This is a genomic window from Mameliella sp. AT18, from assembly GCF_028807275.1.
Taxonomy (GTDB): domain Bacteria; phylum Pseudomonadota; class Alphaproteobacteria; order Rhodobacterales; family Rhodobacteraceae; genus Antarctobacter; species Antarctobacter albus.
Window position 1 is genome coordinate 26,108 of the sequence record NZ_JARAMO010000025.1, and the last position, 25,441, is coordinate 51,548.

General features: G+C 65.9%; 25 protein-coding genes. 18 read left to right on the forward strand and 7 right to left on the reverse strand.

The window, feature by feature from the left end:
- Nucleotides 1–87: 87 nt before the first annotated feature.
- Entirely contained in the window at nt 88–1,008 is a 921-nt protein-coding gene (locus PVW46_RS03245; RefSeq protein WP_069207952.1) for a manganese-dependent inorganic pyrophosphatase, read from the forward strand.
- 110 nt (nt 1,009–1,118) lie between these two features.
- Here the strand turns inward: PVW46_RS03245 and sfsA are convergent, their stop codons facing one another.
- Entirely contained in the window at nt 1,119–1,841 is a 723-nt protein-coding gene (sfsA, locus tag PVW46_RS03250; RefSeq protein ID WP_069207951.1) for a DNA/RNA nuclease SfsA, read from the reverse strand.
- 48 nt (nt 1,842–1,889) lie between these two features.
- Between sfsA and PVW46_RS03255 the strand changes: the two genes are divergently transcribed.
- The 4 genes from PVW46_RS03255 (at nt 1,890) to PVW46_RS03270 (ending at nt 4,927) form a co-directional block, all read left to right on the forward strand.
- The gene (locus PVW46_RS03255; protein WP_069207950.1) at nt 1,890–2,624 is read left to right on the forward strand and encodes a competence/damage-inducible protein A; all 735 of its coding nucleotides are present in this window, start codon (nt 1,890–1,892) and stop codon (nt 2,622–2,624) included.
- Between the two features lie 86 nt (nt 2,625–2,710).
- Nucleotides 2,711–3,448, forward strand: coding sequence for a GNAT family N-acetyltransferase (locus PVW46_RS03260; protein ID WP_043142406.1), 738 nt, complete (start codon nt 2,711–2,713; stop codon nt 3,446–3,448).
- A complete protein-coding gene (locus PVW46_RS03265) occupies nt 3,445–4,014 on the forward strand; it encodes a peroxidase-related enzyme (protein WP_069207949.1) in 570 nt (189 codons plus the stop codon). Before PVW46_RS03260 ends, PVW46_RS03265 begins: the two co-directional genes overlap by 4 nt.
- Nucleotides 3,986–4,927 carry an OmpA family protein gene (locus PVW46_RS03270; RefSeq protein WP_069207948.1) on the forward strand — a complete coding sequence of 314 codons (942 nt, stop codon included), beginning with the start codon at nt 3,986–3,988 and terminating at the stop codon, nt 4,925–4,927. Before PVW46_RS03265 ends, PVW46_RS03270 begins: the two co-directional genes overlap by 29 nt.
- A gap of 9 nt (nt 4,928–4,936) precedes the next feature.
- Here the strand turns inward: PVW46_RS03270 and PVW46_RS03275 are convergent, their stop codons facing one another.
- Nucleotides 4,937–5,842: a LysR family transcriptional regulator gene (locus PVW46_RS03275; protein ID WP_043142413.1), complete on the reverse strand. Its 906-nt coding sequence runs from the start codon at nt 5,840–5,842 to the stop codon at nt 4,937–4,939.
- Between the two features lie 208 nt (nt 5,843–6,050).
- Between PVW46_RS03275 and PVW46_RS03280 the strand changes: the two genes are divergently transcribed.
- The gene (locus PVW46_RS03280; protein WP_069207947.1) at nt 6,051–6,491 is read left to right on the forward strand and encodes a DUF4399 domain-containing protein; all 441 of its coding nucleotides are present in this window, start codon (nt 6,051–6,053) and stop codon (nt 6,489–6,491) included.
- 75 nt (nt 6,492–6,566) lie between these two features.
- Here PVW46_RS03280 and PVW46_RS03285 read toward each other — a convergent pair whose 3' ends face one another.
- The gene (locus tag PVW46_RS03285) at nt 6,567–7,127 is read right to left on the reverse strand and encodes a type 1 glutamine amidotransferase domain-containing protein (RefSeq protein WP_069207946.1); all 561 of its coding nucleotides are present in this window, start codon (nt 7,125–7,127) and stop codon (nt 6,567–6,569) included.
- A 77-nt stretch (nt 7,128–7,204) separates the two neighbouring features.
- Nucleotides 7,205–9,229: an NADPH-dependent 2,4-dienoyl-CoA reductase gene (locus PVW46_RS03290; protein ID WP_069208145.1), complete on the reverse strand. Its 2,025-nt coding sequence runs from the start codon at nt 9,227–9,229 to the stop codon at nt 7,205–7,207.
- Between the two features lie 147 nt (nt 9,230–9,376).
- On the opposite strand from PVW46_RS03290, the gene PVW46_RS03295 reads away from it, so the two are divergent.
- Genes PVW46_RS03295 through PVW46_RS03315 form a run of 5 tightly spaced genes read left to right on the forward strand, consistent with a single transcriptional unit; the run spans nt 9,377 to nt 14,495 of the window.
- Nucleotides 9,377–10,468, forward strand: coding sequence for a hypothetical protein (locus PVW46_RS03295; protein ID WP_069207945.1), 1,092 nt, complete (start codon nt 9,377–9,379; stop codon nt 10,466–10,468).
- A gap of 50 nt (nt 10,469–10,518) precedes the next feature.
- Nucleotides 10,519–11,514, forward strand: a complete 996-nt coding sequence (deoC, locus tag PVW46_RS03300) for a deoxyribose-phosphate aldolase (protein ID WP_069207944.1) — start codon at nt 10,519–10,521, stop codon at nt 11,512–11,514.
- Nucleotides 11,515–11,518: 4 nt separating this feature from the next.
- Nucleotides 11,519–11,809 carry a hypothetical protein gene (locus tag PVW46_RS03305; protein ID WP_069207943.1) on the forward strand — a complete coding sequence of 97 codons (291 nt, stop codon included), beginning with the start codon at nt 11,519–11,521 and terminating at the stop codon, nt 11,807–11,809.
- The gene (locus tag PVW46_RS03310; RefSeq protein ID WP_069207942.1) at nt 11,806–12,165 is read left to right on the forward strand and encodes a hypothetical protein; all 360 of its coding nucleotides are present in this window, start codon (nt 11,806–11,808) and stop codon (nt 12,163–12,165) included. Before PVW46_RS03305 ends, PVW46_RS03310 begins: the two co-directional genes overlap by 4 nt.
- A complete protein-coding gene (locus tag PVW46_RS03315; RefSeq protein ID WP_069207941.1) occupies nt 12,162–14,495 on the forward strand; it encodes an aldehyde dehydrogenase family protein in 2,334 nt (777 codons plus the stop codon). The genes PVW46_RS03310 and PVW46_RS03315 overlap by 4 nt, the downstream gene beginning before the upstream one ends.
- A 24-nt stretch (nt 14,496–14,519) precedes the next feature.
- Here PVW46_RS03315 and PVW46_RS03320 read toward each other — a convergent pair whose 3' ends face one another.
- Both PVW46_RS03320 and PVW46_RS03325 read right to left on the reverse strand, forming a co-directional pair.
- On the reverse strand, nt 14,520–14,735 hold the full coding sequence (locus PVW46_RS03320; RefSeq protein WP_043142434.1) for a helix-turn-helix domain-containing protein: 216 nt from the start codon (nt 14,733–14,735) through the stop codon (nt 14,520–14,522).
- Complete coding sequence (locus PVW46_RS03325) at nt 14,735–15,277, reverse strand: DUF2975 domain-containing protein (RefSeq protein ID WP_043142436.1); 543 nt, start codon at nt 15,275–15,277, stop codon at nt 14,735–14,737. Before PVW46_RS03325 ends, PVW46_RS03320 begins: the two co-directional genes overlap by 1 nt.
- Before the next feature lie 79 nt (nt 15,278–15,356).
- Between PVW46_RS03325 and PVW46_RS03330 the strand changes: the two genes are divergently transcribed.
- The 3 genes from PVW46_RS03330 to rlmH all read left to right on the forward strand — a co-directional run bounded on the left by PVW46_RS03330 (nt 15,357) and on the right by rlmH (nt 16,874).
- Complete coding sequence (locus PVW46_RS03330) at nt 15,357–15,905, forward strand: hypothetical protein (protein ID WP_069207940.1); 549 nt, start codon at nt 15,357–15,359, stop codon at nt 15,903–15,905.
- Between the two features lie 141 nt (nt 15,906–16,046).
- Entirely contained in the window at nt 16,047–16,400 is a 354-nt protein-coding gene (gene rsfS / locus PVW46_RS03335) for a ribosome silencing factor (protein ID WP_043142440.1), read from the forward strand.
- Between the two features lie 3 nt (nt 16,401–16,403).
- Nucleotides 16,404–16,874, forward strand: a complete 471-nt coding sequence (gene rlmH, locus PVW46_RS03340; RefSeq protein ID WP_069207939.1) for a 23S rRNA (pseudouridine(1915)-N(3))-methyltransferase RlmH — start codon at nt 16,404–16,406, stop codon at nt 16,872–16,874.
- Nucleotides 16,875–16,877: 3 nt separating this feature from the next.
- On the opposite strand, the gene PVW46_RS03345 is transcribed toward rlmH, so the two are convergent.
- Nucleotides 16,878–17,681 (reverse strand): undecaprenyl-diphosphate phosphatase, encoded by an 804-nt coding sequence (locus tag PVW46_RS03345; RefSeq protein ID WP_043142444.1) that lies wholly within the window; start codon nt 17,679–17,681, stop codon nt 16,878–16,880.
- Between the two features lie 227 nt (nt 17,682–17,908).
- On the opposite strand from PVW46_RS03345, the gene PVW46_RS03350 reads away from it, so the two are divergent.
- The 4 genes from PVW46_RS03350 to gltB all read left to right on the forward strand — a co-directional run bounded on the left by PVW46_RS03350 (nt 17,909) and on the right by gltB (nt 25,320).
- On the forward strand, nt 17,909–19,345 hold the full coding sequence (locus PVW46_RS03350) for an NAD(P)-dependent oxidoreductase (RefSeq protein WP_069207938.1): 1,437 nt from the start codon (nt 17,909–17,911) through the stop codon (nt 19,343–19,345).
- Nucleotides 19,346–19,464: 119 nt separating this feature from the next.
- Nucleotides 19,465–20,247 carry a hypothetical protein gene (locus PVW46_RS03355; RefSeq protein WP_069207937.1) on the forward strand — a complete coding sequence of 261 codons (783 nt, stop codon included), beginning with the start codon at nt 19,465–19,467 and terminating at the stop codon, nt 20,245–20,247.
- Nucleotides 20,244–20,693 carry a GFA family protein gene (locus tag PVW46_RS03360; RefSeq protein ID WP_223306213.1) on the forward strand — a complete coding sequence of 150 codons (450 nt, stop codon included), beginning with the start codon at nt 20,244–20,246 and terminating at the stop codon, nt 20,691–20,693. The genes PVW46_RS03355 and PVW46_RS03360 overlap by 4 nt, the downstream gene beginning before the upstream one ends.
- 91 nt (nt 20,694–20,784) lie before the next feature.
- Nucleotides 20,785–25,320 carry a glutamate synthase large subunit gene (gene gltB, locus PVW46_RS03365; RefSeq protein ID WP_069207936.1) on the forward strand — a complete coding sequence of 1,512 codons (4,536 nt, stop codon included), beginning with the start codon at nt 20,785–20,787 and terminating at the stop codon, nt 25,318–25,320.
- Nucleotides 25,321–25,441 lie beyond the last annotated feature (121 nt).

Below are 25,441 nucleotides of genomic sequence, written 5' to 3' on the forward strand. Positions count from 1 at the left end.
CGCACCCCGCCTGCGACGGGGTGACAAGGCGCCATGGCGGGGCTATGAGGCCCGCAAAATCGACGCGTCCATCGAATGAGGATTCCCATGACCACGCAGGTTTTCGGCCACAAGTCCCCCGACACCGACAGCACCGGCAGCCCGATCATCTGGGCCTGGTATCTCAACGAAGTCAAAGGCGAGGCCGCCAAGCCGGTCCTCTTGGGCGAGCCCAACACCGAGGCCGCCTTCATGTTGACCCACTGGAACCTCGACAAGCCCGAGATCATCTCGGACGTCGCGGCCGATGCGTCGGTGGTCATCGTCGACACCAACAACCCCGCGGAACTGCCCGCCTCGGTCAACTCGGCCGACATCCGCGCCATCATCGACCACCACAAGCTGGTCGGCGGCCTGGAAACCAAGGGCCCGATCGACATCACCGTGCGCCCGCTGGCCTGCACCGCCACCATCATGGTCGACCTGATGGGCGACGACGCCGCCAAGATGCCGAAAGAGATCAAGGGCGCGGCGCTGACCTGCATCCTCTCGGACACGATGGAATTCCGCTCGCCCACCACCACCGACCATGACCGCGCCGTGGCCGAGAAGCTGGCCGCCGACCTGGGCATCGATGTCTCGGATTATGCGGCACAGATGTTCGCCGCCAAGTCCGACGTCTCGGCCTTTTCCGATGCCGAGCTGATCCGCATGGACAGCAAGGAATACGAGGTCGACGGCGTGAAATTCCGCGTCTCGGTGCTGGAAACCACCGCGCCCGAGATCCCGCTGGACCGCAAGGCCAGCCTGATGGAGACCATGAAGAGTGTCTGCGCCGAAGACGGTGTCGATGACGTCCTGCTCTTCGTCGTGGATATCCTCAAGGAAGAAGCCACCCTGCTGGTCCCCAACGACCGCGTGAAAGGCGTGGCCGAAAAGAGCTTTGGCGCCAGCGTCGCGGGTGACAGCGTTGTCCTGCCCGGCATCATGAGCCGCAAGAAACAGATCATCCCGAACCTCAAGGTCTGAGGATCGGCGCCCGTTGCGGGCGATCCGGATCTGAATTTTGGACGGGGGCCTGCGCCCCCGTTCTTCTTTTTCGGGTGGGGGCTCTGCCCCCATACCCCCGGAGGTATTTTTCAGCCCAAAGAAACGGCCGGGGTCGAAAAGGGCATTGGCGCGCCGAGCGTGACCCCCTCTGGCGAGATATGGCAGCCCAGCGCCAACACCTCGATACCCGCCTCCCGCGCGCCGGCAAAGGCCGCCGCATAGTCCGGGTCGATATCCGCCGCCAGGGTGACCCGGGTGCAATCCGTGCGCTGGACGAGATAAAGCATCACCGCGCGGTGCCCCTGCCCCACCATCGCCGCCAGTTCACCAAGGTGTTTCGTACCGCGCGCCGTGACGCTGTCGGGAAACTCGGCAAGGCCGGGCGTGCGCGAGAGCGTCACGGATTTCACCTCGACATAGCAATCGGGGCGGCCCGCGCCGCTCAGCAGAAAGTCGATACGGCTGTTCTCGCCGTATTTCACCTCTGGGCGGACCAGCTCGTATGCGTCCAGCCCGGCGACCTCGCCCGCCATCAGGGCGGTCTTCAGCACACGGTTGGGCACGCCGGTGTCGACGCCGGTGAAATGGCCGCCGGCGTGTTCCACCAGGCGCCAGGCCCATTTCAGTTTCTTTTTCGGATCGTCATTGGGTTCCAGCCAGATGCGCTGGCCCTCGTCCTTCAGTCCCAGCATGCTGCCGGGGTTGGCGACATGGGCCGTTACCTCTCGCCCGTCCTCCAGCAGGCAGTCGGCGAGAAAGCGTTTGTATCGGCGGATCAGGGTCGCGGGGACCAGGGGGGTTTGAAAGCGCATGGCTGCCGCCTATACCCTCTGGAAAACACCGCGCCAAGGAGCTTGCCCATGCCCAATCCCACCGCCGCCATGCTGGTCATCGGGGACGAGATCCTGTCGGGGCGCACCCGCGATGCCAACATGCATCACCTGGCACAGGAATTCGCCAAGCACGGCATCGACCTGAAAGAGGTCCGCATCGTGTCTGACGACCGCGACGCGATCGTGGCGGCGCTGAACGCGCTGCGGCAGGGGTATGACCATGTCGTGACCTCGGGCGGGATCGGCCCGACCCACGACGACATCACCGCACCCTGCGTGGCCGAGGCATTCGGCGTGGCGATCAGCGTCCGCGACGATGCGCGTGCGATCCTGCAGGAACATTACGACCGGCAGGGATCGGAGCTGAACGAAGCGCGGTTGCGCATGGCGCGCATTCCCGATGGCGCCACCCTGATCGAAAACCCGGTTTCGGCGGCGCCGGGGTTCACGCTGGGCAACGTGCATGTCATGGCGGGCGTGCCGGCGGTGTTCCAGGCGATGGTGTCCAGCGTGCTGCCCAAGATGACCGGCGGACAGCCCCTGTTGTCCCAGACCCTTCGGATCGAACGTGGCGAAGGCGACATCGCCGGGCCGCTGAGCGCCCTGGCGGAGCGGTTCACGGACCTCTCCATCGGGTCCTACCCCTACCAGCGCAACGGCGTCTACGGCGCCAACGTGGTGATCCGGGGCCCCGATGGCGGGCGGATCGACGCCGCCATGTCCGAGCTGAGCGCGCTGTTCCCCGAGGCGGTCGCCCACTAGGTGCCGCACGAAAGGCGCGCACGCCGCATGGACAGCCCAACCGGCAGCGGCCATAACGGGATAAACCTCAATTTCGGGCCGCCGCAATGACCGACGACCTTTCCGATTACTTCGAGGCACTTGATGCCACCTGGCCCGCGGCATCGCGGGTCGAGGCCGGGCCGTGGCTGTTGCGCGAAGGGCGTGGCGGCGGCAAGCGCGTATCCGCCGCGACCGCGCATGGATCATGGGATGGCGATGACCTTTCGGCGGCAGAGGACGCCATGCGCCTCATGGGACAGGCCCCGCTGTTCATGGTCCGCCCCGAAGACGCCGCACTGGACACGGCTCTGGCGGCGCGAGGCTATGAGAAGATCGACCCGGTGCAGCTGTGGTCGGCGCCGATCGAGCTTTTGACCGACCTCAGGTTGCCGCGCGTCACCGCCTTTGCGATCTGGGAGCCGCTGGCCATCATGCGCGAGATCTGGGAGGCGGGCGGCATCGGCGCCGAACGCCAGCGGGTGATGGACCGCGCGCCCCTGCCCAAGACCGGGTTGTTCGGCCGCGTGTCGGACAAACCCGCTGGCGCCGGGTTTTGCGCGATCCATGACCGCACCGCGATGGTCCACGCCTTGGAAATCGCGCCCGAGCACCGGCAGAAGGGGCTGGGCGGCTGGATGATGCGCTGTGCCGCGCTTTGGGCGGCACGGAACGGGGCGACCCGCATCGCCGTGGCCGCGACCGAGGAAAACACCGGCGCCAATGCGCTTTATGCAGCCTTGAAGATGGAGGTCGTGGGGCACTACCATTACCGCATCCTGAACGGCGACTGCGAGGAAATGTGACCGACGCCCTGCCCACCGCGCTCAACCTGCCTATGGTCGACCCCCTGCCGGAGGCCACGCAGAAATATTTCGATGTCTGTCAGGACAAGCTGGGCCTCGTGCCCAATGTCCTCAAGGCCTATGCCTTCGACATCGACAAGCTCAACGTCTTTACCGCCATGTACAATGACCTGATGCTGGCGGACAGCGGGCTGACCAAGCTGGAACGCGAGATGATCGCGGTTGTCGTCTCCTCGGTGAACAAGTGCTTTTACTGCCTGACCGCGCATGGCGCCGCCGTGCGAGAGCTGTCGGGCGACCCCAAGCTGGGCGAGATGCTGGTGATGAACTGGCGAGTGGCGGACCTGAACCACCGCCAGCGCGCCATGCTGGGGTTTGCCGAGAAGATGACCAAGGCCAGCGCCGAGATCGCCGAATGGGATCGCGAGGCCCTGCGCGATGCCGGTTTCTCGGAACGCGACATCTGGGACATCGCCAACGTGGCGGGGTTCTTCAACATGACCAACCGGGTTGCCAGCGCCACCGATATGCGTCCGAATGACGAGTACCACGCGCAGGCGCGCTAAGGCGCTGGCACTGGGCCTGGTGCTGGTGGCGGGCAGTGCGGCGGCGGTCGAACTGACCTTGCCGCGCGGTGCGCAACAGAGTTTCGGCACCGTCCAGTCGCCCGGGGCCTATTCAATGCCGACCGGTCCGTGGAAAAACGGCTACCTGCCGGTCGAACGGGTCGAAGGCCGGATCGAGGTCGCGGCCTGGCATCTGCCCGACAGTGACGAGACGCCCTTTCAACTGGCAAAGCCGCTGCGTGACAGCCTGATCGAGGAAGGCTTTGAAATCCTGCTGGACTGCCGGGCGCGGGCCTGTGGCGGCTTCGACTTCCGTTTTGCCACGCTGGTTCTGCCGGCGCCGGAAATGTTCGTGGACCTGAGCGACTATCATTTCATTTCCGCGATTTCGGACAAGGAAGGCGCGGTCTCGATCCTGACCAGCCGCGATGCGCGCGCCGGGTACATCCAGATCATCCGCGCCGGCGGCAGCGTCGGAGAAATCCGGCCCAGCGCACCGGTGGACCCGGTGCCAGTCGTGCCCGCGCGGCCGCGCGATGACATCATTCAATCGCTGGAGAGCAGCGGCCACGTGATCCTGCGGGACCTGCTGTTCCGCTCGGGGTCCACCGCGCTGGGAGAGGGGCGCATCGCCTCGCTGGATGCCATCGCCACCTACCTGGCGGCGAACCCGTCTCGGCAGATCCTGTTCGTCGGGCACACGGATGCGACGGGGTCGCTGGAGGCGAACAGGCGGGTGTCGTTGCGCAGGGCCGAGGCGGCGATGAGCTACCTGCGCGACCGGCACGGCACGCGGGCGGCGCAGATCGGTGCGGAGGGGGTTGGATACCTGGCCCCGGTCGCGTCGAACCTCACGCCTGAGGGGCGCGAGGCAAACCGCCGGGTCGAGGCGGTCCTGATCTCGACGGAGTGACGCGCGGGCCTACCAGGCCTGTGGTCCCTTTTCGGCAAAGGCATGTACCAGGAAGTCGATGAAGGCGCGGACCTTGGGCTGGGTAAACCGACCCGGAGGATAAACCGCGTAGATGCCCTGCGTTTCCACCGGCAGATCGGGGATCGCGTCCTCGACCAGACCGGCCTCCATCGCTTCGTGATAGAGGTAGGAGGGCAGGTAGGCGATGCCCAGGCCCGCGATGCAGGCGTTCAGCAGAGACTGGCCATCGTTGACCGTCAGCCATCCGGCCGTGCGCACCTGGCGCTTTTCGCCCGAGGGCGCGGTCAGCTTCCAGACATTGCCGGAGGACTGGTTGGAATAGTGCAACAGCTTGTGTTCGTTCAGGTCGTCGATCCGCTGCGGGCGGCCGAACTTCTGGAAATAAGACGGCGAGGCGATCATGCGCTTTGTGGTGTCGGTCAACTTGCGCGCACGCAGCGTCGAATCCTCCAGCTCGCCGATCCGGACCGCCATGTCGAAGCCTTCCGAGATCAGCTCGACGTAGCGGTTGTTCAGGACCATGTTGACGGTGATGTCGGGAAACTCGGCCAGGAATTCGCCCAGCACTGGACTAAGGTGATTGACCCCGAAATCCGTCGCCACGGAAATCCGCAGCAACCCAGAGGGCGCGGATTGCATGGAGGTGACCAGCGCATCCGCTTCTCCGGCATCGTTCAACACCCGGCGCGCGCGGTCGTAGTAGGCCAGGCCGATCTCGGTGGGCGAGACCCGGCGCGTCGTGCGGTTCAAAAGGCGCGCGCCAAGCCGCGCCTCCAGGCTGGACACATGTTTTGACACGGCAGACTTGGAGATGCCCATCTTCTTGGCCGCATCGGTGAAACCGCCCTGGTCCACGACAGTGGCAAAGGCCTCCATTTCGGTCAGACGGTCCATTCAGGTCTCCATTCCAAGGTCTTTCGTTCTGCAAGCAATGCTTTTGAACTGGGGCGCAACTTGGGCAAGGAGGGGACAATTGAGGGGTATTGCGTTGCGCTGTCTGCGACGGGGAAACACAAAAAGCCTGACCGGAATCGCGCAAAAGTGTAGCCTGAGCCCCTGAAGGCAACTTCGACAGAACTGATTTTCAGGGAGGATCCACCCCATGTTTCGTTCAATGCTCTGCGCCGCCGCCCTGGCGGTGGCACCCTTGGCCCTCATGGCCGACGGTGTGCCCGCGCCAGAGGGCGCCAAGGTCTATTTCATCAACATCGCCGACGGCGACACGGTGCAAAGCCCCGTCACGGTCCGGTTCGGCCTCTCCGGCATGGGCGTGGCCCCCGCCGGGATCGACAAGGACAACACCGGCCACCATCACATCCTGATCGACCGCGCCCCCTTTGGCGAAGGGGCCGAGGACGCAGAGTTCAAGGACTACGGCATCCCCGGCGACGACAACCACCGCCACTTCGGCGGTGGCCAGACCGAGGTCATGCTGGGGCTGGACCCGGGCACGCATACGCTGCAGCTGGTGCTGGGGGACATGAACCATATCCCGCACGACCCGCCGGTCGTCTCGGACCAGATCACCATCACGGTGGAGTAGCCAATCCCCGGACGGACGAAGGGCGCGCCGCGACTGCGACGCGCCCTTTTTCAGGGTCCGGTCAAAAGATCCGCATCAGGCCGCCTTGCGGCTATGATGGCCCTCTTCGACCTCTTCCACGATCTTGGCGACAAAAGCGTCGAGGTCCCCCGGATTGCGGCTGGTGACGATGCCGCTGTCCGTGATCACCGGTTCATCCATGACCCGCGCACCCGCGTTCTTCAGGTCGGTCCGGATCGAGGGGTAGGCCGTCATTTCACGGCCTGCCACGATATCGGCCTCGATCAGCACCCAAGGCGCGTGACAGATCGCGGCGATCACCTTGCCCTGCTTGGCAAAGGCCCGCACCAGCGCCGTCACAGGCGCCTCGACGCGCAGCAGATCCGGGTTGATCTGCCCGCCGGGGATCACCAGCGCATCGTATTGCGTGGCGTCGGCATCGGCGATGCGCAGGTCGGCGCCCGTCGGGCGCCCCCAGTCGCTGCCTTGCCATCCTGTCGCGGCCTCGCCGTCGAGCGTGGCGACATGGACCGTCGCGCCCTTGGCGCGCAGCTGGTCGCGGGGAACTTCGAGCTCTGACTGTTCAAAGCCGTACGTGGTGATGATGAGGATCTTTGCGTTGCCGATATCGGCCATGACAAACCTCCTTGCTTGCGTTTCGGTTACAGGAGGAACGCCTGCAACCGGCGCATGTTCCAAGAAGACCCCTGCCGTCAGAGTGCGGCAGCCAGCCGCGTGCCCTGGTCGATGGCGCGCTTGGCATCCAGTTCGGCGGCCACGTCTGCGCCACCGATCACATGGGTCTCGATGCCCTTCGCCTCCAGCGCATCGGCCAGCGTCCGTTCGCTGACCTGCCCGGCACAAAGCACGATGGTATCGCAGGCGATCACCTCGGGCCGTTCGCGCGCCTCGCCATAGCTGACATGCAGGCCCGCGTCGTCGATGCGCTCATAGTTCACCCCGCTGCGCATCTCGACGCCCTTCATCTTCAGCGCGGCCCGGTGAATCCAGCCGGTTGTCTTGCCAAGACGCTTGCCCGGGCGTTCCGGCTTGCGCTGCAACAGCACGACCTCGCGTTCGGCAGCATCGGGCTGCGGCCCTTCGGGAGCCAGGCCCGACCGCGCCTCGGCCGGGTCCGTCACGCCCCATTCGCGCATCCAGTCGGGCAGGCTTTCTGTCGGGCTGTCCCCGGTCACGAGGAATTCAGCCACGTCGAAACCGATCCCGCCCGCGCCGATGATCGCCACCCGCTTGCCGACCTCTGCACCATCGCGCAGCACGTCGACATAACCCCTGACCGACGGATGGTCCTGCCCCGGGATCTGCGGATCGCGCGGCAGGACGCCGGTGGCCACGATCACGGCGTCAAAACCTGCCAGGGTGTCGACTGTTGCCTCTGTGCCAAGGCGCACTTCGACGCCCGTGGCCGAGGTCATGGCAGAGAACCAGTCGACCAGGCCGTCGAACTCCTCCTTGCCGGGGATCTTGCGGGCCATGTTCAGCTGTCCGCCCAGGGTCTCCGCCTTGTCGAACAGAACCACCTTGTGCCCGCGCTCCGCCGCCGTGATCGCAGCAGACAGGCCGGCAGGACCGGCCCCCACGACCGCGACATGACGCGGTGCCTCGGCCGGTTCAACCACCAGCTCCGTTTCAAACGCCGCCTTCGGGTTCACGAGGCAGGTCGAGACCTTGCCGGCGAAGGTATGGTCAAGGCAGGCCTGGTTGCAGGCGATACAGGGGGCGATGAGGTGGGATTTCCCCCCTGCCGCCTTGGCCACGAAATCAGGATCGGCGAGGAAGGGCCGCGCGAGGCTGACCATGTCGGCGCAGCCCTCGGCCAGCACTTGTTCCGCCACCTCGGGCGTGTTGATCCGGTTCGAGGTGATCAGCGGCACCCCGACCTTGCCCATGAGTTTCTGCGTCACCCAGGCAAAGGCCCGGCGCGGCACGCTGGTGGCGATGGTGGGCACCCGCGCCTCGTGCCAGCCGATGCCGGTGTTGATGATATTGGCGCCCGCCGCCTCGACCGCCTGCGCCAGTTGCACGACCTCGTCATGGGTCGAGCCATTGGGGATCAGGTCGATCATCGAAAGACGGAAGATGAGAATGAAATCCTCGCCCACCGCCGCGCGCACCCGGCGCACCACCTCGATGGGCAGGCGCATCCGGTTCTCATAGCTGCCGCCCCAGCCATCGGTGCGCTTGTTGGTATGGGTGACAAGGAACTGGTTGAGGAAATACCCCTCGGACCCCATGATCTCGACCCCGTCATAGCCCGCCTCGCGGGCGCGGGCGGCGGATGTCGCGATGTCCGCGATCTGTTTCTCGATGCCCGCCTCGTCCAGCTCATGCGGCGGGAAGGGAGAGATCGGCGATTTCACCGGCGAAGGCGCGACGCAGTCGGGGCCGTAGGCATAGCGCCCCGCATGCAGGATCTGCATGGCAATCTTGCCGTCCGCCGCGTGCACACGGTCGGTGATCATGCGGTGGTTGGCGATGTCCTCAGGCGTGAAAAGGCCCGCCGCGCCCGGAAAAACCCCGCCCTCGCGGTTGGGCGCCATTCCCCCCGTCACCATCAGGCCGACCCCGCCGCGCGCCCGCGTGGCATAGAATTCCGCGACCCGGTTCCAGTCGCCCCGCTCTTCGAGGTTGGTGTGCATCGACCCCATCAGCACGCGGTTCTTCAGCGTGGTGAAACCAAGATCGAGCGGGCGCAGCAGGTGCGGATAATCTGTCATCATGTCCTCCCGGGGTCCTCGCGGCCACCTCACATGATGCACCTGACGCTGTCACGATCAACGTCACGTCATGGCCGCCGCGCGAAGACCGCTTTACCCCATGCCGCCGCTGCGCTAGCGCAAAGAGGCGCAGCACTGGAAGACCCGATGAGCGATTTCGCCACCCTCAGCCTCGACGGCAGCGGCCTGTCCCGCCTCCCGCGCGTGCGGGCCGCGAAACGGGCCGAGGACTACCTCGAACGCTTCGACGCGACGACGCTGTGGCTGGACGCGGTCTGGCACGATGGCGCGGTTGTCCTGATCTGCCCGCGGCTCAACAACCTGGACCGCATGGTGGCGCGGGCCCGGTTCACCCTGGACAGCACCGAGGTGCGCCCGCGCTTCAAACGCTATTACCGCCATACCCTGATCCGCCTGCCCGCCAGCGCCCAGCCGGAGCGTGTCGCAGTCGAGATCGGCGACTGGCGCGGCGAAACGCCCGTCAATGGCCCCGACAGCACGCTGGACGGGCGCAACGTGCTGATGACCCTGTCCAGGGACAACCACCCGGACTGGATCGAGGATTGGGCGCGGTTCCACATCGCGCATCACGGCGCAGACGCTGTGCTTTTCGTGGACAATGGATCGGAAACCTGGGGCGTCGACCAGATCCGTCCGGCGCTGGAACGGGCGGGCTTTGCCCAGATCATCATCCTGTCGACGTCCCTGCGTTACGGGCCGCGCGGGTTGCCGCCTTTCATCAACGCGGAACTGTTCCTGCAGACTGGCGTCCTGAATGCGCTGCAATTCCGGTTCCTGCAGGGCGCGCGCGCAGTCCTGAATTGCGACGTGGACGAACTGGTGATGACGCCGGGCCGGACGGTCTTCGATGCCGCCGTGCAAAGCCGCGCGGGGTTTGTCCACTTTCCGGGGCGCTGGGTGCATCCCGCGCCGGAGGCAGAGGGCTGGTCCTGGCACGCCCGGCACAGCCACCGCGACGAGCCGGTCAAGACATGCCCGCCGAAATGGTGCGTGGTGCCCGGCGGCCCCCTGCGTGGCTATCAATGGCGCGCGCATGAACTGGAACGGCTGCCCTTTGCCCGGCGCTTCCAGCTGGACAACGCTTGGTTCTATCACTGCCGGAACATCACCAACGGCTGGAAATCGCTGAAACGCACGCAGGTGCGCGGCGACACCGTGCCGGACCCGGGATTGCAGGAGGCGCTGGCCGCAGCGGGCCTGCCTCAGCGTTCCGCTTGAAAACCCCTGCCGCCGGGGGCAGGCTGACCGCGAACCAGTTTGGAGGGCGCATGACACCCGTCACCGCCAAAGGCGACAAGACCGCGCAACTGCCGCAGCTTCAGGATGCGCGAAACCCCGGCATGTTGCTGGACATGGATTGGGTCCGCGCCGCCCGCGCCAACCGTTCGGCCATCGAACGGCGCGCGGCCACCCTGCCGGGCCGCCGCTCGGTCAAGAAGGAGTTCCAGGCCGCCTGGCTGGCCCGCGCAATCTCCTGCATCGACCTGACGACGCTGGCGGGGGATGACACGCCGGGCCGTGTCGCCCGGCTTTGTGCCAAGGCCCGCCATCCGGTGCGCGCCGATTTGCTAGAGGCTTTGGGGCTGGAGGGGCTGACCGTGGGCGCGGTCTGTGTCTACCACGACATGATCGCCCCGGCGCTGGCGGCCCTGCAGGGCTCCGGCATCCCCGTGGCCGCCGTGTCGACCGGCTTTCCGGCGGGGCTGTCGCCCTTTCGCCTGCGCGTGGCCGAGATCGAGGAAAGCGTGCAGGCCGGGGCGCAGGAGATCGACATCGTCATCTCGCGCCGCAAGGTCCTGACCGGCGACTGGCAGGGGCTCTATGACGAGATGCGCACCTTCCGCGCCGCCTGTGGCGAGGCGCATGTCAAGGCGATCCTTGCGACCGGCGAACTGGGCACGCTGCAGAATGTCGCCCGCGCCAGCCTCGTCTGCATGATGGCGGGGGCCGATTTCATCAAGACCTCGACCGGCAAGGAAAGCGTCAACGCCACCCTGCCCGTCAGCCTGGTGATGATGCGGGCGATCCGCGCCTATCACGAGGCCACGGGCTATCGTGTCGGCTACAAGCCCGCGGGCGGGATCTCAAAGGCCAAGGATGCGGTGACCTATCTGGCATTGGTCAAGGAGGAACTGGGCGACCGCTGGCTGCGTCCCGACCTCTTCCGCTTTGGCGCCTCGTCGCTCCTGGGCGACATCGAACGGCAGCTGGAACACCATGTCACCGGGGCCTATTCGGCCTCGTGGCGGCACGCGGCGGGGTGACGCCATGCAGATGACACCGCAATGGTCGCTGATGATGGTCGCCGTCTTCCTCGTGATGGGGGTCAGCAACTGGCGGCGGCGGCGCCTGAAGCGCGCGGCGCGCGACCTGCCGACACGGCTATTCCGCCAGCTGGGGCCGGAACCGGAATTCGACTTACCCGACAGCCCGCCAGAGGGGCTTGAAGACTTCGCCGCCCTGCAAAGGCGCAGCCTGCGCGTACAGCACTGGGTCTGGGGGCTGGCGCTGCTCTGGCTGGTCTATGTCATCTACCTGGCAATGGGGGCCACGCAATGAAGCCCGCTCCTATCGCCCTTGCCGCGCTGGGCCTTGCGACACCCGCTCTGGGCCAAAGCTATGCCTGCGCGCCCTGGGGCGCGGGGTCGGACACGGCCCCGATAGCCGCGATCACCGTCAGCCAGCGGATGATCACCATCGAGCAGGGCGGGTTGAAGACCACGGCACGCATGGCGCAGGCTACGTTGAAACGCCGGGTTTTCCTTGCCGAGGATGCGGCGCTGGTCGTCTACGGAGATGCGGTTCTGAACGCCGGGCAACCGCCCGCCTTCGGGGATCGCGTCACCCTTCAGCACCTGCGTTACGACGCGACGGCACCGAACCTGGCGCAAACCGCCTGCGAGAGGCTGAAATGAGCATCAAAGAGATCTTCGAAAGCATGGACTACGGCCCCGCCCCCGAAAGCGCCGGGGATGCGCTGGCCTGGATCGTCGACCAGGGATCGCGGTTCGGCCATTTCATCAATGGGGCCTTTACCGAGGCGGGCGAGGGGTTCGACAGCCGCAACCCGGCAACGGGAGAGGTGCTGGCGACGCTGACCCAGGCGACACAGGATGACGTGGACGCCGCCGTCGCCGCCGCCCGCGCGGCACAACCCGAATGGGAGGCGCTGGGGGGGCCGGGCCGCGCGCGCTATCTCTATGCGCTGGCGCGGCTTTTGCAGAAGCACGCGCGGCTGTTCGCGGTACTGGAAACGCTGGACAACGGCAAGCCGATCCGCGAAAGCCGCGACATCGACATTCCGCTGGCCCAGCGGCATTTCTACTATCACGCGGGCATGGCCCAGTTGATGGACAGCGAGTTGCCCGACCGGCAGGCGCTGGGGGTCTGCGGGCAGATCGTGCCGTGGAACTTTCCGCTGCTCATGCTGTCGTGGAAAATCGCCCCGGCGTTGGCCACCGGCAACACGGTGGTGCTGAAACCCGCCGAATGGACCTCGCTGACCGCGCTTTTGTTCGCCGAAATCTGCCAGCAGGCCGGGCTGCCAAGGGGCGTGGTCAACATCGTCACCGGCGACGGCCGCGTGGGTGAGATTATCTGCGACGCGGACGTGGACAAGATCGCCTTTACCGGCTCAACCGAAGTGGGGCGCAAGATCCGCCAGGCGACGGCGGGGCGCGGCATCGGCCTGACGCTGGAGCTGGGGGGGAAATCGCCCTACGTCGTCTTCGAGGATGCCGACCTGGACAGCGCGATCGAGGGGCTGGTGGATGCGATCTGGTTCAACCAGGGACAGGTCTGCTGCGCCGGGTCGCGCCTCTTGGTGCAAGAGGGTGTGTCTGACGCTTTCCACGACCGGCTGCGCGCGCGGATGGACAAGCTGCGCATCGGCAACCCGCTGGACAAATGCATCGACGTGGGCGCCATCGTCGACCCCGAACAGCTGCGCCGGATCGAAGGCATGGTGTCGGGCGCCGAGGGCACGGTTTATCGCGCCAACTGCCCCCTGCCCGAGGGCTGTTACTACCCGCCCACGCTGGTCTCGGGGCTGTCGCCCGCCTCGCCGTTGATGCAGGAAGAGATCTTTGGCCCGGTGCTGGTCTCTTCGACATTCCGCACGCCTGCCGAGGCGGTCGCGCTGGCCAATAACACGCGCTATGGCCTTGCTGCCAGCGTCTGGTCCGAGAACATCAACACCGCGCTAGACGTGGCGCCGCAACTGGCGGCGGGGGTCGTCTGGGTCAACGGAACCAACATGTTCGACGCCGCCGCCGGGTTCGGCGGTGTCCGCGAAAGCGGCTTTGGCCGAGAAGGCGGCTGGGAGGGGCTGCGCGCCTATACCCGCGCCCGGGGCGAACCCGGGGCCTTGTCCCCGGTCGAGGCCTATGCCGGCGACAGCGCCGAACCGCAGCCGGTCGACCGCACCGCGAAGCTCTATGTCGGTGGCAAGCAGGCGCGTCCCGACGGCGGCTATGCCCGCAGCATCTACGACGCGGCGGGCAAGCTGATCGGCCAGGCGCCCATCGCCAACCGCAAGGACATCCGCAACGCCGTCGAGGCCGCGCGCGGCGCGGGCGGCTGGGCCAAGGCCACGGCCCATAACCGTGCACAGGTCTTGTATTACATCGGTGAGAACCTCTCGGCCCGGGCGGGGGAGTTCGCGGCCCTGATCGACCGGCTGACCGGCAGCGACGGCGGCGCGGCAGAGGTCGAGGCCAGCGTGAACCGGCTGTTCACCGCTGCCGCCTGGGCGGACAAGTTCGACGGCGGCGTGCGCAGTGTCCCCATGCGTGGCGTGGCCCTTGCGATGAACGAACCCTGCGGGGTCATCGGCGCGCTCTGTGCGGACGAGGCCCCGCTCCTGGGGCTGGTCTCGGTCATGGCGCCGGCCATCGCGATGGGGAACCGGGTGGTGCTGGTCGCCTCCGAACCCTTCCCTCTGGCAGCGCTGGAATTCTACCAGGTTCTGGAAACCTCGGACGTGCCCGGGGGCGTGGTGAACATCCTGACCGGATCACATGCCGAGCTGGCCCCGGTGCTGGCGTCGCATATGGACGTCGAGGCGGTCTGGTCTTTCTCCTCCAGCGATCTGTCGGAGGTGATCGAGAGCGCCTCGGCGGGCAATCTGAAACGGACCTGGGTCAACGACGGGCGCGCTCGCGACTGGCTGAACGCCGGGGACGCACGCGATTTCCTGGAGCAGGCGACCGAGGTCAAGACCGTCTGGGTGCCCTACGGCGCATGAGCGGTGTGGCGGGGCAACCCCGCCCTACGCCTCAGCTTCTGGCAGGGCCTCCAGCAGGTCGCCGGGCTGACAGTCGAGAACCTCGCAGATCTTTGCCAGCGTCTCGAAACGGATCCCCTTGACCTTGCCGGATTTCAGCAGGGAAATGTTCTGCTCGGTGATGCCCACACGCTCGGCCAGCTCGCGCGAGCGCATCTTGCGCCGCGCCAGCATCACGTCCAGCCGCACGACGATCTGCATCAGACGAATCCCTCGTTCTCGGACCGGAGCGCCACCGCCTGGCTGGTGACCAGCCCGACGATCAGCATCATGCCCCCCGCAAGGACAAAGCCCAGGTCAGCCGAGGACACGGCAAGTGAGACCATCCTTTGCCCTGCGGGCGCCCCCAGGGTCAGCAAGAGTGTTTCGACCGGATGGCCCAGAAGACCCACCGCCGCCTGCGCGAGAAAGCCCAGACCGATGTGCCGCAGCGCGTGAGCCGCCGTTGGGGTCAGCGCCGCGTCACCCGCGTAGCAGGCAAAAAGCCGGCTCATGTGCCAAAGGGTGTAAAACACGGCACCCAACGCAATCCAGGCTCCGGCCACCAGCGCCATCCGGCTCGCCAAGCCGAGGGTGCGCCCGCCCATGTCCAGCCCAAGCGCGTCGGCACGATGGGACACAAGGAACACCGGATCGACGGCAACCCATGCCACAAGCCCGAGGAGCACCGTCATCGCGATGAAGGACAGCCCGCGCAGAACCTGGGCGGCGCGGCGCGTGGCACGGGGAAGTTGGTAGGTCATATCGAGGTCCAGCTTGCTATTTAATCAACATTACTTAATGTAAAACGATAAAAAATGATTCCACAAGAGGAGATTCTTCGTGCTTCGCCTTATCCCCATCCTCGCCCTATTGAGCGCCTGCACGGCGCTCGTACCGCAGACCCTGCAAGACTTGCGCAAAGTCGATCAGCTGACCGCCGACCCGGTGGATTTCCAGATCCATCTGCACCTGCCGGAGGGCCTGGATCTTCTCCCTGACTCGGCGCGGCTGACCCTCACGGCGGTTTCGGCCAGGGGCGCGTTCGACGAGAGCTTTGTCCTGCGACGCCGGGACATGCGGGACGGATCGCTGATTCTTGCCGTCGCGCCCGCCGGCCTCGACGGCCTGCGTGCAGCACAAGCCCGCGCCCGCACATGGAAAACCGAGGCGCCAGAACGCACCTCCGGCTCGCTGGAGATGTCCTTTGGCCTTTGCCTGCACGGCTCGGGGCCTGACATGGATGCGCCCGTTTCCGCCGATATCGTCCTGGAAAACGGTGGTCAGGCGCGCCCCCTGTTGCGCCCGCAACCCGTTGGCCGCTACCTGAAAACGCTGAAGGCACGGGCAGATACGACCCCTGCCCCCTGCCCCTCTGCCACGCGACATTGAGAATTTACATTTCCGATGCTATCTTTAAAGCATGCCCATGCGCCCGGGCTTGGGGGGCGCGTAGCGACACAGGAGGACATTGTCCTGTCTTCGACGACACTTGCGGCGCATGCCGCTGATCAAGGCCGGGGCATTTCGGCCATGACACAGAGCGAACCGACCGCCGAGGGCATTCTCGCGGCAGTGCTCGAAACACTCTCCGACAACAAGGCAGAGGATATCGTGCAGATCGACCTGCACGGCAAATCCTCGGTGTGCGATTACATGGTCATCGCCACCGGCCGCTCGTCGCGCCAGGTCGCGGCGCTATCGGAAAAGCTGGCAGATGAACTCAAGCAGCGCTTCGGTGTTCTCTCCACGATGGAGGGCAAGGATACCGGGGACTGGGTGCTCATCGACGCGGGGGACGTGGTTGTCCATCTCTTCCGCCCCGAAGTGCGCGAGTTCTACCAGCTGGAAAAGATGTGGGCTCCGGTGGCAGGCAACCAGGCCTGAACGGTGCGCGTACATCTTTGCGTGGTTGGCCGGCTCCGGAAGGGGCCGGAAAAGGCGCTTGTCGATGATTACCTGACACGTTTCGACCGCACGGGCCGGGCGCTGGGCCTTGGCCCGGCGCAAGTGATCGAGGTCGAGGACCGCAAGGGCGGCGGCATGGCGGGTGAGGCCGCTCTGTTGCGCCGCGCGATCCCCTCGGGTGCACGGATCTGTGCGCTGGATGAGCGCGGCCACATCTGGTCCTCGCCCGAGTTTTCCGGAAAACTGGCAGACTGGCGAGATGGTGGCGCTCAGGACCTGGCCTTTGTCATCGGTGGCGCCGACGGAATCGACCCCGCCCTGCGGGCCGAGGCGCAGGACCTGATGTCCTTTGGTCGGATGGTCTGGCCACACATGCTGGTGCGGGTCATGCTGGCCGAACAGCTATACCGCGCCGCCTCGATCCAGGCGGGGGCGCCTTATCACCGGGTGTGACGTTCAGGCGTAGGCGATCCAGAGCAGGATCAGCCCCAGGATCACCCGATAGATGACATAGGGTGTAAAGCTGACAGAGCGCAGGAGCCGCATCATCAGCCAGAGCGCCCCCAGCGCCGACAGAAACGCCAGCGCCGCCGCAATCGCACCATCACGCGCGGCCTGGGCATCGGCGGTCGCGATGACCTCGGCCCCCAGCAACGCGGCTGACGCCATGATCGTCGGGATCGACATCAACATGGCCAGCTTGGCGCCGTCGTGCCGGTTATAGCCCAGGTGGCGCGCCGCGGTGATGGTGATGCCGGACCGCGAGGTGCCCGGGATCAAGGCCACGGCCTGCCACAGCCCCATGATGATGGCATCCCGCAGGTTCCAGTCGCTGTCCGCCTTGTCCTGCGCCCCTTTCATGTCCGCCCAGTAGAGGACAAGACCGAAGACAAGCATGGTCCACCCGATCACCGCCGTCGAGCGCAGCATGTCGTCCAGCCCCGAGAGCTTGAGCGCCAGTCCGAAGAGGATCACCGGGATGGTGGCCACAAGCAGCAGAAAGGCGAGGCGCGCGCCCGGCGTGTCCATGCGCCCCGTCATGAGCCGCAGCGTGCCCTTGGCTGCATCCTTAACGTCGGCTCGGAAGTAGAGGATGACAGCCAGCAAGGTTCCCACGTGAACGGCCACGTCGATCACCTGGCCCTGGTCCTGCATCCCCGTCAGGTTCGGCAAGAGAATCAGGTGGCCCGAGGACGAGATCGGAAGGAATTCGGTAACCCCCTGTATCAGGGCGAGAATCAGCAGTTGCGTGAAAGCCATTGTCGGGGTCCAATCAAAGCTACGCGCCTTGGTATAACTCCTTGTTTCAGAGCCGAAAGTGGCAATTTGGGTCCGATTTGGACCTATTTTTGGCAGCCGCATGTGGTTTTGAGACGCCAAAAACGGGAATATTCTGGATATAGGTCAACACAGCTGACTTTCATTCCAAGCCAAGCTTCTGTAAGGAGGCGCGGACGATCTAGGGATTACCTGCAAAGGGTGGATGAATGGCGAAGCAGCCGATGCTGAAATTTGTGTCCGTGGGGCGGGAGATGCCGGTCAAGCGGGAGGCCGCGGAGCGCCGGACGGATTTCGACGAGATCTATGCGGAATACGCCGATGCGAAGGCCAAGGAACAGGCCGCGCGCTGCAGCCAGTGCGGCGTGCCCTATTGCCAGAGCCACTGCCCGCTGCACAACAATATCCCCGACTGGCTGCGCCTGACCGCCACGGGCCGCCTTCAGGAGGCCTATGAGGTCAGCCAGGCCACCAACACCTTCCCCGAGATCTGCGGCCGCATCTGCCCCCAGGACCGCCTCTGCGAAGGCAACTGCGTGATCGAACAGTCGGGTCACGGCACGGTGACCATCGGCTCGGTCGAGAAGTACATCACCGATACCGCCTGGGAAGAAGGCTGGGTCAAGCCCGTGACCCCGGCACAGGAACGCTCCGAAAGCGTCGGCATCATCGGCGCCGGCCCCGGCGGGTTGGCGGCGGCGGACATGCTGCGCCGCGCCGGCGTGCAGGTCACCGTCTATGACCGCTACGACCGCTCGGGCGGGCTGCTGACCTATGGCATCCCCGGCTTCAAGCTGGAGAAAGACATCGTGATGCGCCGCAACAAGCAGCTCGAAGAGGGCGGCGTGCGCTTTGTGATGAACTGCAACGTGGGCGAAGACCTGTCGTTCGAAGAAATCCGCGCACAACATGATGCGGTCATCATCGCGACCGGCGTCTACAAGTCGCGTGACCTGGGCGGCCCGGGCGCGGGTGCCAAGGGCATCGTCAAGGCGATCGACTACCTGACCGCCTCGAACCGCGCGTCGAACTTTGGCGACAGCGTGCCGGAATTCGAAAGCGGCGAGCTGAACGCAAAGGGCAAGAAGGTTGTCGTGATCGGCGGCGGCGACACGGCGATGGACTGTGTCCGCACCGCGATCCGCCAGGGCGCCACCAGCGTCAAATGCCTGTATCGCCGCGACCGCGCCAACATGCCAGGGAGCCAGCGCGAGACGCAGAACGCCGAGGAAGAAGGTGTGGTCTTCGAATGGCTGACCGCGCCCAAGGGCTTCAAGGGTGAGCCGGTCAATGCCGTGATGGTCGAGAAGATGCGCCTGGGCGCACCGGACGCCACCGGCCGCCAGCGCCCCGAGGTGATCGAGGGATCGGATTATGACGAGCCCGCAGACCTGGTCATCAAGGCGCTCGGCTTCGAGCCCGAGGAACTGCCGACTCTCTGGGGCTGCCCCGAGCTGGAAGTGACCCGCTGGGGCACCATCAAGGCAGAGTTCACCAGCGGCCGCACCGCCCTGCCCGGCGTCTATGCCATCGGCGACATCGTGCGCGGCGCAAGCCTGGTGGTCTGGGCGATCCGCGACGGTCGCGACTGTGTCGAGGCCGTGTTGCAGGACCTGAACTCCAAGGGAGCTGTCGCCGCGGAATGACCGGGACGGTCTGTACGTTTTGTACAAAACGTACAGCGTTTCCAGCATTTTGTACAAACAGGCAAGGGTTGGTTAACCAAGGCGCAGGCGGCGCCGGAATGGGTCAGAAAGGCTGTCTCATGTGGCTCGAAAGATTGACCAGGGGTAAAGGCTCGACCGCGCTTTGCGCCGGTCTGGCGGCGCTTGCGCTGCTGGGCGGGGCCGGCGCGGTCCAGGCCCAGGGCGGGCTGTTCACCCCGCCCGAGGGCTGCGAGACCTACCTGACGGTGCAATCCCGCAGCTGCGTCGTGACCAACCACTATGTCTGCCCGCAGATCGACCCGGATCACAGGTTCCGCACCGATTTCGGCGAGGCCGGTCCCTATTTCACCAGCCGCATCGACGATGACGGCCAGTGGATCGAAAGCGGCCCGCCCGACGATCCGACCCGCACCCGGACGGTGCGCCCGATCCCCGATCCCGGCAGCATCTCCGAGCTGGTCGAAAACGGCATCGACAGTTTCGATTTCACCCAGCGGTCGACGCTCGACGGGCCGACCCGTGTCACCGGGTTCGACCGGATCATCGGCGAAATCGAGATCGACGGCGAAAAGCTGTACCGGACCGAGTTCGAGATGACGCGCCGCGATGCCTCGGGGCGGGTGATCGAACATGTCCGGGGGCGCGAATACGTCTCGGACAAGCACATGCGGTTCTTTGCGGGCTTTGCCGCCGACGTCACGGAAGACGAGCGCCAGGCCAACGCACGCGACCGCAGCCCGGTGGAGTTCATCTATCCCGGCGAACAGGGGTTCCGTGGCATCTATCCGCGCCACGACTGCGACCTGATGAGCGGCCTGGAGGGGGTTGAGCCGGGTTGGGGTCACCCGCTTGGCACCAGCACAGCGGAGGACCGGGCATGAGCGCGCGCAGCGGGGGCTGCATGTGCGGCGCGGTCCGGTTCACCGCGCGCGATGTGCCGGCGCAGGCCGGAGCCTGTCACTGCGAGATGTGCCGCCGCTGGACCGGCTCGGCGCTGATCGGCGTGACCGTGCCGCTGGAAAACGTGACCTGGGAGGATGAAACCCACCTGGGCCGTATCCAGTCCAGCGACTGGGCGGAACGCGGGTTCTGCACGCGCTGTGGCTCGGGGATGTTTTTCCGGGTGACGATGGAATCCGCCTACTCCGGCGACCTGGAACTGCCCATCGGCGTCTTTGACGAGGCCGACGGTTTCGAGATGACGAACGAGATCTACATCGACGTGAAACCCGACAGCTTTGCCTACGAGGGCCAGGCCGGGCGCAAGTTGATGACGCGGGCCGAGTGCCACGCGAAATTCGGCGTTCTTGCCGAACAGACGGACTGAAAGACTTTCGGCCCGCCCCCGTCACCGGGACGCAGGCCATCACAGCGATGCCGGGCCGCGACGTGCGGTCCATGAACGGAGGGCTTGAGCCATGACCAAATACGATGCCGACTGGGTGCGGGCCGAGGAAGCCAAGCGCAAGTGGATGAGCGAAAACGGCATGTACCACGAGAGCGAAGAGCACAGCTCTTGCGGCGTGGGCCTTGTCGTGAACCTGGACGGGAAACCGTCGCGGCGCGTCGTCGAGGCGGGGATCACCGCGCTCAAGGCGATCTGGCACCGGGGTGCCGTCGACGCCGATGGCAAGACCGGCGACGGCGCGGGCATCCACGTCCAGATCCCGGCTCCCTTCTTTTACGACCAGGTGCTGCGCACCGGCCACACGCCGCGCCGCGACGAGATGATGGCCGTGGGCCAGGTCTTTCTGCCGCGCACCAACTTCGGCGCGCAAGAAGCCTGCCGGACGATCGTGGAGACCGAGGTCCTGCGCATGGGCCACTACATCTATGGCTGGCGCCACGTCCCGGTGAACGTCGACTGCCTGGGTGAAAAGGCCAACGCGACCCGCCCCGAGATCGAGCAGATCATCATCTCGAACGCCAAGGGCGTGGACGAGGAGACCTTTGAGCGCGAGCTTTACGTGATCCGGCGCCGGATCGAGAAGGCGGCGGCAGCGGCGGGGATCACCCAGCTGTACATCGCCTCGCTGTCCTGCCGGTCGATCATCTACAAGGGCATGATGCTGGCCGAGCAGGTCGCGGAATTCTATCCCGACCTCCAGGACGAGCGGTTTGAATCGGCCTTCGCGATCTACCACCAGCGCTATTCGACCAACACCTTCCCGCAGTGGTGGCTGGCGCAGCCGTTCCGGATGCTGGCCCACAACGGCGAGATCAACACGCTCAAGGGCAACACCAACTGGATGAAGAGCCACGAGATCCGGATGGCCTCGGGCGCCTTCGGGGACATGGCCGAGGACATCAAGCCGATCGTGCCCAATGGCTCGTCGGACTCGGCGGCGCTGGACGCGGTGTTCGAGGTGCTGGTGCGCGCCGGGCGCAACGCGCCGATGGCCAAGACGATGCTGGTGCCGGAAAGCTGGTCCAAGCAGGCGGTGGAACTGCCGCAGGCCTGGCGTGACATGTACTCCTACTGCAACTCGGTGATGGAGCCCTGGGACGGGCCGGCGGCACTGGCGATGACCGATGGCCGCTGGGTCTGTGGCGGGCTGGACCGCAACGGTCTGCGCCCGATGCGCTATGTCGTGACCGGCGACGGGATGCTGATCGCAGGCTCGGAAATCGGCATGGTGCCGACGGACGAGGCGACGGCGCGCGAAAAGGGCGCGCTGGGACCGGGCCAATTGATCGCCGTCGACATGAAAGAGGGCAAGCTCTACCACGACGTCGAGATCAAGGACAAACTGGCCGCCGCGCAGCCTTTTGGCGACTGGGTCGGCAAGATCACCGAACTGGACGAGCCGCTGGCCGCCGTTACGGAAAAGCCGCTTTTCGAGGGCGCCGAATTGCGCCGCCGCCAGATCGCTGCCGGCTATACCGTCGAGGAGCTGGAACAGATCCTGGCGCCGATGGCCGAGGACGCCAAGGAAACGCTGGCCTCGATGGGTGATGACACGCCCTCTGCGGTCCTGTCCAAGAAGTACCGGCCGCTGAGCCACTACTTCCGCCAGAACTTCAGCCAGGTGACGAACCCGCCGATCGACAGCTTGCGCGAATTCCGGGTCATGAGCCTCAAGACCCGCTTCGGCAACCTCAAGAACGTGCTGGACGAGGACAGCAGCCAGACCGAGATCCTGGTGCTGGACAGCCCCTTTGTCGGCAACGCGCAGTTCGACGAGTTGAAGAACCACTTCAACGCGCCCTGCACAGAGATCGACTGTACCTTTGCCGCCGGTGAAGGCGCCCTGCGCGAGGGTCTGGCCCGCATCCGGGCCGAGGCCGAGGACGCGGTGCGCTCGGGCTCTGGCCACCTGATCCTGACCGACGAGCACAGCGGCCCGGGCCGGGTCGCGATGCCGATGATCCTGGCCACCAGCGCGGTGCACAGCCACCTGACGCGCAAGGGGCTGCGGACCTTCTGCTCGCTCAACGTGCGCTCGGCAGAATGCATCGACCCGCATTACTTCGCGGTGCTGATCGGGGCCGGCGCCACCATCGTGAACGCCTACCTGGCCGAGGACAGCCTGGCGGACCGCATCAACCGCGGCCTTCTGGACATGACCCTGACCGAGGCGGTGGCCCGCTACCGCGAGGCCATCGACCAGGGCCTGCTGAAAATCATGTCAAAGATGGGCATCTCGGTCATCTCTTCCTATCGCGGCGGCCTGAACTTCGAGGCCGTGGGGCTGAGCCGTGCCATGTGCGCGGAATACTTCCCCGGCATGATCTCTCGCATCTCGGGCATCGGGGTCAGCGGCATCCAGCACAAGGCGGAGCAGATCCACGCGCTGGCCTTTGAGCGCGGCCAGGACGTGCTGCCCATCGGCGGTTTCTACAAGGCGCGGAAATCCGGCGAGACCCACGCCTGGGGCGCGCAGACCATGCACCTGATGCAGGCCGCCTGCGACCGCGCCTCTTACGAGATGTGGAAGCAGTATTCGAACGCGATGCAGTCGAACCCGCCGATCCACCTGCGCGACCTGCTGGCGATCAAGCCGCTGGGCAAGGCGCTGCCGATCGAAGAGGTCGAAAGCATCACCTCGATCCGCAAGCGGTTTGTGACGCCGGGCATGTCTCTGGGCGCGCTGAGCCCCGAGGCGCACAAGACGCTGAACGTGGCCATGAACCGCATCGGCGCCAAGTCGGACAGCGGCGAAGGCGGCGAAGATCCGGCGCATTTCGTGCCCGAGCCCAACGGCGACAACCCCAGCGCCAAGATCAAGCAGGTGGCATCGGGCCGCTTTGGCGTCACCGCCGAGTACCTGAACCACTGCGAAGAGCTGGAAATCAAGGTGGCCCAGGGCGCCAAGCCCGGTGAGGGTGGCCAGCTGCCCGGCATGAAGGTCACCGACCTGATCGCGCGGCTGCGGCATTCGACCAAGGGCGTGACGCTGATCTCGCCGCCGCCGCACCACGACATCTACTCGATCGAGGACCTTGCGCAGCTGATCTACGACCTCAAGCAGATCAACCCGCGCTGCAAGGTGACGGTCAAGCTGGTCGCGTCGTCGGGCGTCGGCACCATTGCCGCCGGCGTGGCCAAGGCCGAGGCCGACGTGATCCTGATCTCGGGGCACAACGGCGGCACGGGCGCCAGCCCTGCCACCTCGATCAAATATGCCGGCCTGCCCTGGGAAATGGGTCTGACCGAGGCGCACCAAGTGCTGGCGATGAACAACCTGCGCGAGCGGATCACGCTGCGCACGGACGGCGGCCTGCGGACCGGCCGGGACATCGTCATGGCCGCCATGATGGGCGCCGAGGAATACGGCATCGGCACCGCCGCGCTGATCGCGATGGGCTGTATCATGGTGCGCCAGTGCCAGTCGAACACCTGCCCGGTGGGCGTCTGCACCCAGGACGAATCCCTGCGCGCCAAGTTCACCGGCAATGCCGACAAAGTGGTGAACCTGATCACCTTCTACGCGCAGGAAGTGCGGGAAATCCTCGCCGAGATCGGCGCACGTTCGCTGGACGAGGTGATCGGCCGGGCCGACCTGCTGAGCCAGGTCAGCCGCGGGTCGGACCACCTGGACGACCTGGACCTGAACCCGCTGCTGATCCGTGTCGACGGGTCGGATGACATCGTCTACGACCGCAACAAGCCCCGCAACCCGGTGCGCGACACGCTGGACGCGGAAATCGTGCGGGACGGCCAGCGCTTCCTGGAAGACGGCGAAAAGATGCAGCTGTCCTACGCGGTGATGAACACGCACCGCACCGTGGGCACCCGCGTCAGCAGCCACATCGTGCAGAAATTCGGGATGCGCAACGCACTGCAGCCGAACCACCTGCACGTCAAGCTGACCGGCAGCGCCGGCCAGTCGCTGGGCGCCTTCGCGGCGCCGGGCCTCAAGATCGAGGTTTCGGGCGATGCCAACGACTATGTCGGCAAGGGCCTGTCGGGCGGTCTGATCGTCGTGCGTCCGCCGCTGGTCTCGCCGCTGAACGCGGCCGAGAACACGATCATCGGCAACACGGTGCTTTACGGCGCCACCGACGGGCACCTCTTCGCGGCGGGCCGCGCGGGCGAACGTTTCGCGGTGCGCAACTCGGGCGCCAAGGTGGTGATCGAGGGCTGCGGCTCGAACGGCTGTGAATACATGACCGGCGGCGTCGCGGTGATCCTGGGCAGCATCGGCGCCAACTTCGGCGCCGGGATGACCGGGGGCATGGCCTATATCTACGACCCCGAGGGCACGGCGCGGCAGATGATGAACATGGAAAGCCTCGTCACCTGCCCGGTCACCGTGACCGCCTGGGAAGACCAGCTGAAAGGCCTGATCGAGCGCCACGTCGAGGAAACCGCGAGCCGCAAGGGCAAGGACATCCTGCAGAACTGGGACCTGGAAAAGGATCATTTCGTGCAGGTCTGCCCGAAGGAGATGCTGAACAAGATCTCTCATCCGCTGGGGATCGAGGGCGACCTCGCGGTGCCGGCGGAATAAGGCGACAGGGGAACGGTCACGAAGGGGCCCGGTCACATCGACCGGGCCCTTTTGCGTCTTGGCAAGGTCGGACCGGGGGCGCTGCCCCCGGACCCCCGAGGTACTTGGAAAACCAAAGAAG

What these genes read in the sequence shown, in the direction of transcription:
- PVW46_RS03245 (WP_069207952.1), top strand. Translation starts at nt 88, where the DNA reads ATGACCACGCAGGTTTTCGGCCACAAGTCCCCCGACACCGACAGCACC.
- sfsA (WP_069207951.1), bottom strand. Translation starts at nt 1,841, where the DNA reads ATGCGCTTTCAAACCCCCCTGGTCCCCGCGACCCTGATCCGCCGATAC.
- PVW46_RS03255 (WP_069207950.1), top strand. Translation starts at nt 1,890, where the DNA reads ATGCCCAATCCCACCGCCGCCATGCTGGTCATCGGGGACGAGATCCTG.
- PVW46_RS03260 (WP_043142406.1), top strand. Translation starts at nt 2,711, where the DNA reads ATGACCGACGACCTTTCCGATTACTTCGAGGCACTTGATGCCACCTGG.
- PVW46_RS03270 (WP_069207948.1), top strand. Translation starts at nt 3,986, where the DNA reads ATGACGAGTACCACGCGCAGGCGCGCTAAGGCGCTGGCACTGGGCCTG.
- PVW46_RS03275 (WP_043142413.1), bottom strand. Translation starts at nt 5,842, where the DNA reads ATGGACCGTCTGACCGAAATGGAGGCCTTTGCCACTGTCGTGGACCAG.
- PVW46_RS03280 (WP_069207947.1), top strand. Translation starts at nt 6,051, where the DNA reads ATGTTTCGTTCAATGCTCTGCGCCGCCGCCCTGGCGGTGGCACCCTTG.
- PVW46_RS03285 (WP_069207946.1), bottom strand. Translation starts at nt 7,127, where the DNA reads ATGGCCGATATCGGCAACGCAAAGATCCTCATCATCACCACGTACGGC.
- PVW46_RS03290 (WP_069208145.1), bottom strand. Translation starts at nt 9,229, where the DNA reads ATGACAGATTATCCGCACCTGCTGCGCCCGCTCGATCTTGGTTTCACC.
- PVW46_RS03295 (WP_069207945.1), top strand. Translation starts at nt 9,377, where the DNA reads ATGAGCGATTTCGCCACCCTCAGCCTCGACGGCAGCGGCCTGTCCCGC.
- deoC (WP_069207944.1), top strand. Translation starts at nt 10,519, where the DNA reads ATGACACCCGTCACCGCCAAAGGCGACAAGACCGCGCAACTGCCGCAG.
- PVW46_RS03305 (WP_069207943.1), top strand. Translation starts at nt 11,519, where the DNA reads ATGCAGATGACACCGCAATGGTCGCTGATGATGGTCGCCGTCTTCCTC.
- PVW46_RS03310 (WP_069207942.1), top strand. Translation starts at nt 11,806, where the DNA reads ATGAAGCCCGCTCCTATCGCCCTTGCCGCGCTGGGCCTTGCGACACCC.
- PVW46_RS03315 (WP_069207941.1), top strand. Translation starts at nt 12,162, where the DNA reads ATGAGCATCAAAGAGATCTTCGAAAGCATGGACTACGGCCCCGCCCCC.
- PVW46_RS03320 (WP_043142434.1), bottom strand. Translation starts at nt 14,735, where the DNA reads ATGCAGATCGTCGTGCGGCTGGACGTGATGCTGGCGCGGCGCAAGATG.
- PVW46_RS03325 (WP_043142436.1), bottom strand. Translation starts at nt 15,277, where the DNA reads ATGACCTACCAACTTCCCCGTGCCACGCGCCGCGCCGCCCAGGTTCTG.
- rsfS (WP_043142440.1), top strand. Translation starts at nt 16,047, where the DNA reads ATGACACAGAGCGAACCGACCGCCGAGGGCATTCTCGCGGCAGTGCTC.
- PVW46_RS03345 (WP_043142444.1), bottom strand. Translation starts at nt 17,681, where the DNA reads ATGGCTTTCACGCAACTGCTGATTCTCGCCCTGATACAGGGGGTTACC.
- PVW46_RS03350 (WP_069207938.1), top strand. Translation starts at nt 17,909, where the DNA reads ATGGCGAAGCAGCCGATGCTGAAATTTGTGTCCGTGGGGCGGGAGATG.
- PVW46_RS03355 (WP_069207937.1), top strand. Translation starts at nt 19,465, where the DNA reads ATGTGGCTCGAAAGATTGACCAGGGGTAAAGGCTCGACCGCGCTTTGC.
- PVW46_RS03360 (WP_223306213.1), top strand. Translation starts at nt 20,244, where the DNA reads ATGAGCGCGCGCAGCGGGGGCTGCATGTGCGGCGCGGTCCGGTTCACC.
- gltB (WP_069207936.1), top strand. Translation starts at nt 20,785, where the DNA reads ATGACCAAATACGATGCCGACTGGGTGCGGGCCGAGGAAGCCAAGCGC.